Annotated in this window: 9 protein-coding genes; 6 read left to right on the top strand and 3 right to left on the bottom strand. The window is 65.1% G+C overall.

Features of this window, described 5'->3' with window-relative positions:
* The first annotated feature begins 10 nt into the window (after positions 1-10).
* The 4 genes from betA (at position 11) to selO (ending at position 8,537) form a co-directional block, all read left to right on the top strand.
* Positions 11-1,708, top strand: coding sequence for a choline dehydrogenase (gene betA, locus QMX96_RS21695; protein ID WP_043860371.1), 1,698 nt, complete (start codon positions 11-13; stop codon positions 1,706-1,708).
* 260 nt (positions 1,709-1,968) lie between these two features.
* Positions 1,969-3,711 carry a potassium/proton antiporter gene (locus QMX96_RS21690; protein ID WP_043860372.1) on the top strand — a complete coding sequence of 581 codons (1,743 nt, stop codon included), beginning with the start codon at positions 1,969-1,971 and terminating at the stop codon, positions 3,709-3,711.
* A gap of 36 nt (positions 3,712-3,747) precedes the next feature.
* The gene (gene mscK / locus QMX96_RS21685) at positions 3,748-7,080 is read left to right on the top strand and encodes a mechanosensitive channel MscK (protein WP_282362382.1); all 3,333 of its coding nucleotides are present in this window, start codon (positions 3,748-3,750) and stop codon (positions 7,078-7,080) included.
* Positions 7,077-8,537, top strand: coding sequence for a protein adenylyltransferase SelO (selO, locus tag QMX96_RS21680; protein WP_282362380.1), 1,461 nt, complete (start codon positions 7,077-7,079; stop codon positions 8,535-8,537). Before mscK ends, selO begins: the two co-directional genes overlap by 4 nt.
* Positions 8,538-8,640: 103 nt before the next feature.
* Here the strand turns inward: selO and QMX96_RS21675 are convergent, their stop codons facing one another.
* On the bottom strand, positions 8,641-9,126 hold the full coding sequence (locus QMX96_RS21675) for a DUF4265 domain-containing protein (protein ID WP_043860375.1): 486 nt from the start codon (positions 9,124-9,126) through the stop codon (positions 8,641-8,643).
* 155 nt (positions 9,127-9,281) lie between these two features.
* On the opposite strand from QMX96_RS21675, the gene trxC reads away from it, so the two are divergent.
* Positions 9,282-9,716 (top strand): thioredoxin TrxC, encoded by a 435-nt coding sequence (gene trxC / locus QMX96_RS21670; RefSeq protein ID WP_054915555.1) that lies wholly within the window; start codon positions 9,282-9,284, stop codon positions 9,714-9,716.
* Here trxC and QMX96_RS21665 read toward each other — a convergent pair.
* Entirely contained in the window at positions 9,713-10,483 is a 771-nt protein-coding gene (locus QMX96_RS21665; RefSeq protein ID WP_043859929.1) for a ParA family protein, read from the bottom strand. The two genes, trxC and QMX96_RS21665, sit on opposite strands and share 4 nt — an antisense overlap.
* 66 nt (positions 10,484-10,549) lie before the next feature.
* A complete protein-coding gene (locus QMX96_RS21660; protein ID WP_054915554.1) occupies positions 10,550-11,449 on the bottom strand; it encodes a LysR family transcriptional regulator in 900 nt (299 codons plus the stop codon).
* 215 nt (positions 11,450-11,664) lie between these two features.
* Between QMX96_RS21660 and QMX96_RS21655 the strand changes: the two genes are divergently transcribed.
* Positions 11,665-12,834 (top strand): MFS transporter, encoded by a 1,170-nt coding sequence (locus QMX96_RS21655; protein ID WP_282362391.1) that lies wholly within the window; start codon positions 11,665-11,667, stop codon positions 12,832-12,834.
* The last annotated feature ends 36 nt before the right edge of the window (positions 12,835-12,870 follow it).

Genomic DNA, 12,870 nt, shown 5'->3' with positions numbered 1-12,870 from the left:
GGTACGCAACATGTCCCACGTTTTTGACTACATCATCGTCGGGGCCGGCTCGGCCGGTAACACCCTGGCGACCCGCCTGACCGAAGACGAAGGCGTCACCGTATTGCTGCTGGAAGCCGGCGGCCCGGACTACCGCTTCGACTTCCGCACCCAGATGCCGGCCGCACTGGCCTTCCCGTTGCAGGGCCGACGCTACAACTGGGCCTACGAGACCGACCCGGAGCCGCACATGGACGGCCGCCGCATGGAATGTGGCCGCGGCAAGGGCCTGGGCGGCTCCTCGCTGATCAACGGCATGTGCTACATCCGCGGCAACGCCATGGACTACGACGGCTGGGCCAAGCTGCCAGGCCTGGAAGACTGGTCTTACCTGGACTGCCTGCCGTACTTCCGCAAGGCCGAAACCCGTGACATCGGCCCCAACGACTACCATGGCGGCGAAGGCCCGGTGAGCGTCACCACGCCAAAAGCCGGCAACAACCCCCTGTTCCACGCCATGGTCGAAGCCGGCGTGCAGGCCGGTTACCCGCGCACCGAAGACCTGAACGGCTACCAGCAGGAAGGCTTCGGCCCGATGGACCGCACCGTGACGCCCAAGGGCCGTCGCGCCAGCACCGCCCGCGGCTACCTGGACACCGCCAAAAAACGCTCGACCCTGACCATCGTCACCCATGCCCTGAGCGACCGCGTGCTGTTCGAAGGCAAGCGCGCCGTGGGCGTGACCTACCTGGTGGGCGCCAGCGAAGAGCGCGTCGAAGCCCGTGCCCGCAAGGAAGTCATCGTGTGCAGCGGCGCCATCGCCTCGCCACAGTTGCTGCAGCGCTCCGGCGTGGGCCCGGCGGCCCTGCTCGAAAGCCTGAACATCCCTGTGGTGCACGACCTGCCGGGCGTGGGCGAGAACCTGCAGGATCACCTCGAACTGTACCTGCAGTACGCCTGCACCCAGCCGGTGTCGCTGTACCCGTCGCTGCTCTGGTACAACCAGCCGGCCATCGGTGCACAGTGGCTGTTCGCGGGCACCGGCATCGGCGCCAGCAACCAGTTCGAGGCCGGCGGCTTCATCCGCTCGCGCCCGGAATTCGAATGGCCGAACATCCAGTACCACTTCCTGCCGGTGGCGATCAATTACAACGGCAGCAACGGCGTGCAGGAACACGGCTTCCAGGCGCACATGGGCTCGATGCGTTCGCCTAGCCGCGGGCGTATCCAGCTCAAGTCCAAGGACCCGCGCCAGCACCCGAGCATCCTGTTCAACTACATGGCCACCGAGCAGGACTGGCAGGAGTTCCGTGACGGTATCCGCCTGACCCGCGAGATCATGGCGCAGCCGGCGCTGGACGCCTACCGTGGCCGCGAGATCAGCCCCGGTGCCGACGTGCAGACCGACGAGCAGCTGGACACATTCATCCGCGAGCACGCCGAGACCGCGTTCCACCCATCGTGCTCGTGCAAGATGGGCATCGACGAGATGGCGGTGGTCGACGGCCAGGGCCGCGTGCATGGCATGCAGGGCCTGCGCGTGGTGGATGCCTCGATCATGCCGATCATCACCACCGGCAACCTGAACGCGCCGACGATCATGATGGCCGAGAAGATCGCCGACAAGATCCGTGGCCGCCAGCCATTGCCGCGCAGCACGGCCAAGTACTATGTGGCCAATGGTGCACCGGTGAAGGGCAAGCCGATGCGTGAGGTGCCGCAGGCTTAAGACCCTGCTACCCCCATCGCGGGTCAAGCCCGCTCCCACAGAGACCAATGTGATCCTTGTGGGAGCGGGCTTGACCCGCGATGGGGGCGGTACATTCACAGCAGATCAAGCACCCCTGCGGTGCTTTTTTTGTGCCCGCGATAATCGCTTTACAGCCCGCCAACCTCACAGGTTAGAATCCTTGGCACGCGACCTGCTAGCTGAAGTCAGGCAAAAAGCAAGTCGCGCCTCTTTCTGCAATCCCCCCTGGAGTACTGCCTTTGGATGCGTCCACCATCAATAGCCTGTTCTTGATCGGCGCATTGCTGGTAGGTGCAAGTATCCTGGTCAGTTCACTCTCCTCGCGCCTGGGCATCCCGATCCTGGTGATCATCCTGGCAGTGGGCATGGTTGCCGGCGTCGACGGCGGCGGCATCATCTTCAACAACTACCCGACCGCCTACCTGGTGGGCAACCTGGCACTGGCCGTGATCCTGCTCGACGGCGGCCTGCGCACCCGCGTCTCGAGTTTCCGCGTGGCCCTGTGGCCGGCACTCTCGCTGGCCACGGTGGGGGTGATGATCACCACCGGCCTCACCGGCCTGGCCGCCGCCTGGCTGTTCGACCTGAGCCTGATGCAGGGCCTGCTGATCGGCGCCATCGTCGGCTCCACCGACGCCGCCGCGGTGTTCTCGCTGCTGGGCGGCAAGGGCCTCAACGAGCGGGTGACGGCCACCCTGGAAATCGAGTCGGGCAGCAACGACCCGATGGCGGTGTTCCTCACCGTGACCCTGATCGAGATGATCGCCAGCGGCCAGAACGGCCTGCACTGGGGCCTGCTCGGCCACCTGGTGCGCGAATTCGGCATCGGCAGCCTGCTGGGCCTGGGCGGCGGCTGGCTGATGCTGCAGCTGGTCAACCGCATGAACCTGGCCGGCGGCCTGTACCCGATCCTGGTGATCAGCGGCGGCCTGGTGGTGTTCGCGCTCACCAACGCCCTGCACGGCAGCGGCTTCCTGGCCGTGTACCTGTGTGGCCTGGTACTGGGCAACCGGCCGATCCGCAGCCGCCACGGCATCCTGCACATGCTCGACGGCATGGCCTGGCTGGCCCAGATCGGCATGTTCCTGGTGCTGGGCCTGCTGGTCACGCCCCACGACCTGCTACCCATCGCGCTGCCGGCCCTGGGCCTGGCGCTGTGGATGATCCTGTTCGCGCGGCCGCTGTCGGTGATGATCGGCCTGCTGCCATTCAAGGCCTTCCATGGCCGCGAAAAGGTGTTCATCTCGTGGGTCGGCCTGCGCGGCGCGGTGCCGATCATCCTTGCGGTGTTCCCGCTGATGGCCGGGCTGCCGCATGCCCAGCTGTACTTCAACCTGGCCTTCTTCATCGTACTGGTGTCGCTGCTGGTGCAGGGCACCAGCCTGCCGTGGGTGGCGCGCCTGCTCAAGGTGACCGTGCCGCCCGACCCGGCGCCGATCTCGCGCTCGGCCCTGGAAGTGCACATCACCAGCGAGTGGGAGCTGTTCGTGTATCGCCTGGGTGCGGAGAAGTGGTGCATCGGTGCCGCCCTGCGCGAGCTGAAAATGCCCGAAGGCACGCGTATCGCTGCCCTGTTTCGCGGCCAGCAACTGCTCCATCCGTCGGGAAGTACCACCCTCGAAGTTGGCGACCTGCTGTGCGTGATCGGCCACGAACACAACCTGCCGGCGCTGGGCAAGCTGTTCAGCCAGGCGCCGCAACGCGGCCTGGACCTGCGTTTCTTCGGCGACTTCGTGCTCGAAGGTGACGCAGAACTGGGGGCTGTAGCGGCGTTGTACGGTTTGCAGCTCGACGGCCAGGACCCGCACCAGCCGCTGGCGCACTTCATCGAGCAGAAGGTCGGCGGCGCACCGGTGGTGGGCGACCAGATCGAATGGAACAACACCCTGTGGACCGTTGCGCTGATGGAAGGGAACAAGATCCTCAAAGTGGGTATCAAATTCCCCGAAGGTTCTCGACCCGGCCCCGGGTTGTTCCTTTAAACTTCGATTCTCTGCCCGGTTCTACGACGTCTGCCTATGTCCCTGCGCACTGTTGTTAGCGCAGCCCTGCTCGGGCTGTGCCTGTCCCTCTCCTTCGCCCAGGCGGCGGAACCCCCCACCACGGCAAGCGTCCAGCACAGCCTGGACAAGATCGCCGAGCGCAAGCTGCCGGAGGCCGACCAGAAGGCCCTGCAGCAAGTGCTGGAGCAGACCCTTGGCCTGCTGGCCTCGCGCGACGACTACGACAAGCGCCTGGCCGCGCTCAAGCAGCAACTGGCCGACGCCCCGCGCCAGACCAGCGAAAACCAGCGCGAGCTGACCCGGCTCAAGGACACCAAGACCCTGCCCGTGGCGCAGCGCTACGCCAGCATGGGCGTGCCGCAGCTGGAGCAGTTGCTGTCCGAGCGCACCACCCAGCAGGGCGAGCTGCAGAAGGCGCTGTCCGAAGCCAACAGCCTGATCATCAACTCCCAGACCCGCCCCGAGCGCGCCCAGGCCGAGATCAGCAGCAACCAGACCCGCACCCAGCAGATCAACAGCATCCTCAAGCTGGGCAAGGACAACGGCAAGAGCCTCTCGGCCGACCAGCGCAACCAGCTCAATGCCGAACTCGCCTCGCTCAACGCGCTGACCCTGCTGCGCCGCCAGGAACTGGCCGGCAACAGCCTGCTGCAAGACCTGGGCAACAGCCAGCACGACCTGCTGATCGAGCGCGCCACACGCCTTGAGCAGGAGATCCAGGACCTGCAGACGCTGATCAACCAGAAGCGCCTGGCGCAGTCGCAGCAGACCGTCACCGAACAGTCCATCGAGGCACAGAAGGCCGGCGGCAGCAGCGTGCTGGCCACCGAAAGCGCCACCAACCTGAAGCTGTCCGACTACCTGCTGCGCAGCACCGACCGCCTCAACGAGCTGACCCAGCAGAACCTGCAGACCAAGCAGCAGCTCGACAGCCTGACCCAGGCCGACCAGGCACTGGACGAACAGATCAGCGTGCTCAAGGGCAGCCTGTTGCTGTCCAAGATCCTCTACAAGCAGAAGCAGGCCCTGCCGCACCTGAAGGTCGATCGCGACCTGGCCGACCAGATCGCCGACATTCGCCTGTACCAGTTCGAGGTCAACCAGCAGCGCGAGCAGATCAGCAGCCCCAGCAGCTACGTCGACAAGCTGCTGGCCACCCAGCCGCCCGACAGCGTCACCCCACAGTTGCGCAAGGCCCTGCTGGAGGTGGCGATCACCCGCAGCGATTTGCTGGAGCGGCTCAACCGCGAGCTGAGCGCCCTGCTCAACGAATCCATCACCCTGCAACTGAACCAGAAGCAGCTGCTGAGCACCGCACAGAACCTGCGCGGCACCCTCGACGAACAGATGTTCTGGATCCCCAGCAACAAGCCGCTGGACTTCGAATGGCTGCGCAGCGTGCCCGAACGCCTGCAAAAGCAGGTGGTGAGCCTGCCGTGGGGGTCGGGCATCAACGAACTGGCCGACGGCCTGACGCAGCGCCCGCTGCTGTTCCTGCCGCTGCTGTTGCTGATCGGCGCCCTGCTGTGGCGGCGCAAGTACCTGTATGCGCGGCTGAACAAGGTTCACCAGGATGTGGGCCACTTCAAGCGTGACAGCCAGTGGCACACGCCCCAGGCCATTCTGATCAATATCCTGCTGGCGATGCCGCTGAGCCTGGGCCTGGCGCTGTGCGGCTATGCGCTGCAGATCGACGCCCGCGGCCAGAACGCCAACCTGGGCGCCGCGCTGTGGCAGATCGCCCAGGCCTGGCTGGTGTTCTACACCGCCTACCGGATTCTGGCGCCCGGCGGCGTGGCCGAGCTGCACTTTCGCTGGGAGAAGGCCCAGGTCGAGTTCTTGCGCGGCTGGATCCGCCGCCTGGGCAGCGTGGTACTGGCGCTGGTCGGCGTGGTGGCGGTGGCCGAGCACCAGCCCTCGGCGCTGGCCGACGACGTGCTCGGCATCGGTGTAGTACTGACCTGTTACGCACTGATGGCCTGGCTGCTCAGCCGCCTGCTGCTGAGCAGCCCCGCGCACCGCAATACCTCGCTGTTTCGCAAGGCCGTGGGCGTGGCGTTCACGGCGCTTCCGGTGGCGCTGTTCATTGCCGTGTGCTTTGGCTACTACTACACCGCACTCAAGCTCACCGACCGCCTGATCGACACCCTGTACCTGCTGATGTTCTGGCTGGTGATCGAGGCAGCCTTCGTGCGCGGCCTGGCCGTGGCCGCCCGGCGCCTGGCCTACCAGCGCGCACTGAGCAAGCGCCAGGCCACCAAGGAAGGGCTCGATGGCGAGGTGATCGTCGAGGAGCCGACCCTGGACATCGAGCAGGTCAACCAGCAGTCGCTGCGCCTGATCCGCCTGGCCCTGCTGGGCGGCTTCATCGCCGCGCTGTACTGGGTGTGGGCCGACCTGATCAGCGTGTTCGCCTATCTCGACAACATCACCCTGTACGAGTACACCAGCGGCAGCGGCGCGGCCATGAGCATGGTGCCGATCAGCCTGGGCGACCTGCTCGGGGCACTGGTGATCATCGGCATCACCTTCGCCCTGGCCGGCAACCTGCCGGGGCTGCTCGAGGTGCTTGTGCTGTCACGCCTGAACCTGGCCCAGGGCAGCGCGTATGCGACCACCACGTTGCTGTCGTACGTGATTGCCGGGGTGGGCTTCGTCACCACGCTGTCGACCCTCGGCGTCAGCTGGGACAAGCTGCAATGGCTGGTGGCGGCGCTGTCGGTGGGCCTGGGCTTCGGCATGCAGGAGATCTTCGCCAACTTCATCTCCGGCATCATGATCCTGTTCGAGCGCCCGGTGCGCATCGGCGACACCATCACCATCGGCAACCTGTCGGGCACGGTGAGCAAGATCCGCATCCGCGCCACCACCATCACCGACTTCGACCGCAAGGACATCATCGTCCCCAACAAGACCTTCATCACCGGCCAGTTGATCAACTGGTCGCTGACCGACACCATCACCCGCGTCACCCTCAAGCTGGGCGTGGACTACGGCTCGGACCTGGACCTGGTACGCACCCTGCTGCTGCAGGCAGCCAACGAGAACCCGCGGGTGCTCAAGGAGCCGGCACCGATCGTGTACTTCCTGAACTTCGGCGAGAGTACCCTGGACCACGAACTGCGCATGCACGTGCGTGACCTGGGCGACCGCAACCCGGTACTGGACGAGATCAACCGCTACATCAACAAGGAATTCAAGCGCCAGCACATCAACATCTCGTTCCGCCAGATGGAGGTGTACCTGAAGAACATGCAGGGCCAGGAGTACAAGATGGTACCGGTCGAAGCGCCGAACAAGACCGTGCTGCCCGAGCCCCCCACCGATGCGCCAGGAGATGGCCGTTGAAATCCCTCGACGAACTGACCTTCGACAACCGCTTCGCCCGCCTGGGAGATGCGTTCTCCACCCACGTGCTGCCCGAGCCGATTGCCGAGCCGCGCCTGGTCGTGGCCAGCGACGCGGCCATGGCACTGCTCGACCTGGACCCTACCGAGGCGCATTCCCCGGTGTTCGCCGAGCTGTTCAGCGGACACAAGCTGTGGGCCGAGGCCGAGCCGCGGGCGATGGTGTATTCGGGGCATCAGTTCGGTTCGTACAATCCGCGCCTGGGTGACGGTCGCGGGCTGTTGCTGGGCGAGGTGTACAACGATGCCGGCGAGCACTGGGACCTGCACCTCAAGGGTGCCGGGCAGACGCCGTATTCACGCATGGGCGATGGCCGTGCGGTGCTGCGCTCGTCGATCCGCGAGTTCCTCGCCTCCGAGGCCCTGCACGCGCTGGGCATCCCCAGCAGCCGCGCGCTGTGCGTGATCGGCTCGAGCACGCCGGTGTGGCGCGATACCCAGGAGCGCGCGGCGATGGTGCTGCGTCTGGCGCCCAGCCATGTGCGCTTTGGCCACTTCGAATACTTCTACTACACCCGCCAACCCGAGCAGCAGCGCGAGCTGGCCGAGCACGTGCTCAACCTGCACTTTGCCGAGTGCCGCGAGCAGCCCGAGCCGTACCTGGCAATGTTCCGTACCATCGTCGAACGCAATGCCGAGCTGATTGCGCGCTGGCAGGCCTATGGTTTCTGCCACGGGGTGATGAACACCGACAACATGTCGATCCTGGGCATCACCTTCGACTTCGGGCCGTTTGCCTTCCTCGACGACTTCGATGCCGGCTTCATCTGCAACCATTCCGACGACCAGGGGCGCTACAGCTTCAGCAACCAGGTGCCGATCGCACACTGGAACCTGAGCGCGCTGGCCCAGGCGCTGACGCCGTTCATCAGCGTCGAGGCGCTGAAGGAAACGCTGGGGCTGTTCCTGCCGTTGTACCAGGCCCATTACCTGGACCTGATGCGTCGACGCCTGGGGCTGACCGAGGCGCGCGATGACGATTCGGCGCTGGTCGAGCGCTTGCTGGGGCTGATGAACAAGGGCGCTGTGGACTACACGCTGTTCTTCCGCAAGCTGGGTGATCAGCCGGCGGCGCAGGCCGTGCGGGTGGTGCGCGACGATTTCGTCGACCTGGCCGGGTTCGATGCCTGGGCGGTGGAGTACCTGGCGCGCCTGGGCCAGGAGCCGGGCAATGCCGAAGGCCGGCGCGCGCGGATGCACGCGGTGAACCCGCTGTACATTCTGCGCAACTACCTGGCGCAGCGTGCCATCGAGGCGGCTGAAGGCGGGGATTACGAGGAAGTGCGACGCCTGCACCAGGTGCTGACACGGCCGTTCGAGGAACAGCCGGGGATGCAGGCCTATGCCGAACGCCCACCCGAGTGGGGCAAGCATCTGGAGATCAGTTGTTCATCCTGAGATCGCAGCGCCTGCTTCGCGGGTCAAGCCCGCTCCCACAGGTACTGCGGTGTTCTTGTGGGAGCGGGCTTGACCCGCGATAGAGCGCGCAGCGCTCGCAGCTTCAGTTGTCGACCCACCAGTTCAGCAACGTCTCATCCTCGTCGTCATCGAGGTTCTGGTAGATGTTGGCGTAATACCACTGCACCCCCGTCGCCTCCCGAAACCGGTCGAACACCGGGCGAATCGCCTCGAACCCATTGCTCGCCGGCACTGCCAGCGTCAGGTTGCCTTTGTAGCGACCATCCAGCGTGCCGCCCAGCAACGTCTGCACCTCGCTTTCCAGCGTGTCGACGGCATCCTGGGGCAACTCGTTGGCGTAGATATGAATGCAAAAATTGCCACCCCGGCGCACCACCTCGACATGCTGATCGGGGATGGCCGTGCAGATGATGTCGCCGCGCGCCATGTTCAGCGCCAGCCCCGGCGACGACAGCAGTTCATAGGTATGTTCGCCCACTTCGCGCACCGGCACGCTTTCGAACACCGGTTCTCCGTTCTTCTTTCTGTCGACGAATACACGAATGTGCGGTGAATGCTGGCAATCCATCGGTCTGTCCCTGGCCTGTTCAGAAAGGCCGCATGCTAAACCATTACAGCCTCTTCGCCAGCATCGCTGGCTTATCTGGCAGGCTATGGCACCTTGCAATCCACCCTCATCACCTCCAGATACCCAACATCACCTGACGCATCCGGACTCCCACCATGACCGACCCCCTCCACATCCCCTGCCCCCACTGCAACGGCCTCAACCGCATCCCCGCCGCACGCCTGAGGGACGCACCCAAGTGCGGGCGCTGCAAGGGTGAGGTGCTGTTGCACAAGCCATTCGAATTGAAACAGGGCGACTACGCCAGCCAGATCAAGGGCGACCTGCCATTGCTGATCGATGTGTGGGCCGACTGGTGCGGGCCCTGCAAGGCGTTCGGCCCGGTCTTCGAACAGGCCGCCGGCCAACTGGCCGGACGCTGCCGCCTGGCCAAGCTCGACAGCGAAGCCAATCAGCAACTGGCCGGGCAACTGGGCATACGCTCCATCCCCAGCCTGATCCTGTTCAAGAACGGCCGCGAAGTGGCGCGCCAGAGCGGCGCCTTCCCACTCCAGCAACTGCTGGAATGGCTGCGCAGCCAGGGGGTCTAGGCGTTTTCCAGCAGCGTATGCAGTTCGACGAACTGCTGGGTCAGCTTGTGCCGCGGTTCCAGGTGAATCAGCGGCAGGCTGGCCTGGTGGGACTCGCGCATCTTCACCGAGCTGTTGAGGTACACCGGCAGCACCGGCAAGCCTTCGGCAATCAGTTCGTCGAGCATCTGCTGCGGCAGGCTGGCCCGCGCCTGGAACTGGTTGACCACGATGCCCTCGACTTCCAGGCCCTCGTTGTGGTCTTCCTTGAGCTCTTCGATCTCGGCCAGCAGGCCGTACAGCGCCTGACGCGAGAAGCTGTCGCAGTCGAAGGGGATCAATACGCGATCAGCGGCGATCAACGCTGAAACCGCATAGAAGTTCAGCGCAGGCGGGGTGTCCAGGTAGATGCGGTCGTAATCGTCGGAGAGCTCGTCCAGCAGCTTTCGCAGTTTGTTGATCTTGTGCTTGGCCTCGAGCTTGGGCTGCAGGTCGGCCAGCTCTGCCGTGGCGGTCACCACATGCAGGTTGTCGAACGGGGTTTCATAGATGTCGACCTTGTTCTTCTTGGCGAACGGCCCCGAGGACAGGGTCTGTTTGAAGAAGTCGGCAATGCCCATGGGAATGTCCTCGCCGGTCAGGCCGGTGAGGTACTGGGTCGAGTTGGCCTGGGCGTCCAGGTCGATCAACAGGGTTCGATAGCCTTCGTTGGCACTGACGGCCGCCAGGTTGCAGGCAATGCTCGACTTGCCCACGCCACCTTTCTGATTGAACACCACGCGCCGCATGAACAGACCTCCATGTGAAAGGAACTACCGAGTATGTGAGGGTTGCGCCGGTTTAGCCAGTGCCTTTCAGCCCTGCGTCTGGGCCTGGCGGATCAACAGTTCGGTGAACGCCCGGGCCATCGCCGACACGTCCTCGCGCCGCTGCGCCAGCCATACCGCTGTCACCGCGTCGGCGTCGAGCAAGGTGCGGTACACCACCCCGTCGATGCGCATGCGCTTGAACGACGCCGGCAGCACCGACACCCCAAGCCCCGCCGATACCAGGCCGATGATGGTCATGGCCTCGCCTGCCTCCTGGGCAAAGTGCGGGCTGAAGCCGGCCGAGCGCGCCAGGCTGAGCAACTGCGCGTGCAGGCCGCTGCCGTAGCTGCGCGGGAAGAACACGAACGGCTCCTGGGCCAGGGCCGCCAGCGGCAGGCCCTGCTCGTTGCCCTGGGCCAGCGGGTGCGCGGCATTGAGCACCGCCACCAGCGGCTCGCGGAACAGTTCGGTGATCACCACGCCATCGGGCACGCTCATCGGGCGCATCAGGCCGACCTCGATGGACTCGTCGAGCAAGGCATCCACCACGTCGCGGCTGCTCATTTCCTTGAGGTTCAGGTGCACCGCCGGGAAGCGCTGGCGAAACGCATTGATGGCCTTGGGGATGCTGGAGTTGAACGGCGCCGAGGAGGTGAAGCCGATCTTCATCTCGCCCAGCTCGCCGAGCTGGGCACGCCGCGCCACGTCGGCGGCCTTGTCGACCTGCGCCAGCACCTGGCGCGCCTCGTCGAGAAACAGCCGGCCGGCTTCGCTGAGCGCCACCCGTCGGTTGGTACGCTCGAACAGGCGTGCACCCAGCTCCTGCTCCAGGGCCTGGATCTGCTGGCTCAGCGGCGGTTGAGAGATGCCCAGTTGTTGTGCGGCACGGCCAAAATGCAGCTCTTCGGCCACGGCGATGAAGTAGCGAAGGTGGCGCAGTTCCATGGCAACTCCAATAGGTCGTAAAACCTCTTAAACAGGTCGAACAATATATTGGAAAAGATCAATAGCCAGCTATATGCTTTTTTCACTGCCTGCGAGGCCGTGCCCCTTTCGAGGTCCCCGTGAAAACTGCTGTTGCCCATGAGCTGCCCCCTGCCCCGGCGAACACCGCCGCCCCCCTGAACGAAAGCTGGATCGAGAAAGGCACCCCTGCGTTCATGCGCACGGTGCTGGCATTGTTCTGTGGCGGCTTTGCCACCTTCGCCCTGCTGTACTGCGTGCAGCCGATGATGCCGCTGCTGTCCCACGAGTTCTCCATCAATGCCGCCCAGAGCAGCCTGGTGCTGTCGGTGTCGACCGGCCTGCTGGCGTTCGGGCTGCTGGTGACCGGGCCGATTTCCGACCGCGTCGGGCGCAAGCCGGTGATGGTGTTAGCCCTGTTCTGCGCCGCGCTGTGCACCATCGCCAGCGCATTGATGCCCAGCTGGCACGGCGTGCTGGCCATGCGTGCCCTGGTGGGCCTGTCGCTGAGCGGGCTGGCGGCGGTGGCCATGACCTACCTGAGCGAAGAGATTCATCCGCAGCACATCGGCCTGGCCATGGGGCTGTACATCGGCGGCAACGCCATCGGCGGCATGAGCGGGCGCCTGATCACCGGGGTACTGATCGACTTCGTCAGCTGGCACACCGCGATGCTGGTGATCGGCGGCCTGGCACTGGTCGCGGCGGCAGTGTTCTGGAGGATCCTGCCCGAGTCGCGCAACTTCAGTGCACGCTCGATGAACCCGCGCAGCCTGCTGAACGGCTTCACCCAGCACTTTCGCGACGCCGGGCTGCCGTGGCTGTTTCTGGAAGCGTTTCTGCTGATGGGCGCCTTCGTCACGCTGTTCAACTACATCGGCTACCGGCTGCTCGCCGAGCCGTACCACATGAGCCAGGCGCTGGTGGGGCTGCTGTCGGTGGTGTACCTGGCAGGCATCTACAGCTCGGCGCAGATCGGCGCACTGTCGGACAAGCTGGGGCGGCGCAAGGTGTTCTGGATGAGCATCCTGCTGATGTTCGGTGGGTTGCTGCTGACGCTGTTCTCGCCCCTGGTGCTGGTGATCGTCGGCATGCTGGTGTTCACCTTCGGCTTCTTTGGCGCGCATTCGGTGGCCAGCAGCTGGATCGGCCGGCGTGCGCTCACGGCCAAAGGGCAGGCCTCTTCGCTGTATCTGTTCAGCTATTACGCGGGGTCGAGCGTGGCGGGCACGGCAGGCGGGGTGTTCTGGCATTACGGTGGGTGGAACGGCATCGGGCTGTTCATCGGCAGCCTGCTGGTGATCGCACTGCTGGTGGCGTTGCACCTGAGCAAGCTGCCGGCGCTGCCGGGGAATGTGAAGGGCTGATACCCCTCGCCGGCAAGGCCGGCTCCTACCAGGAGC

This window comes from Pseudomonas sp. PS01300 (assembly GCF_029960155.1).
In the GTDB taxonomy this organism is placed as follows: domain Bacteria; phylum Pseudomonadota; class Gammaproteobacteria; order Pseudomonadales; family Pseudomonadaceae; genus Aquipseudomonas; species Aquipseudomonas palmensis.
Note: the sequence above shows the minus strand (reverse complement) of the source record. Positions and strands in the feature narration are given on the sequence as shown.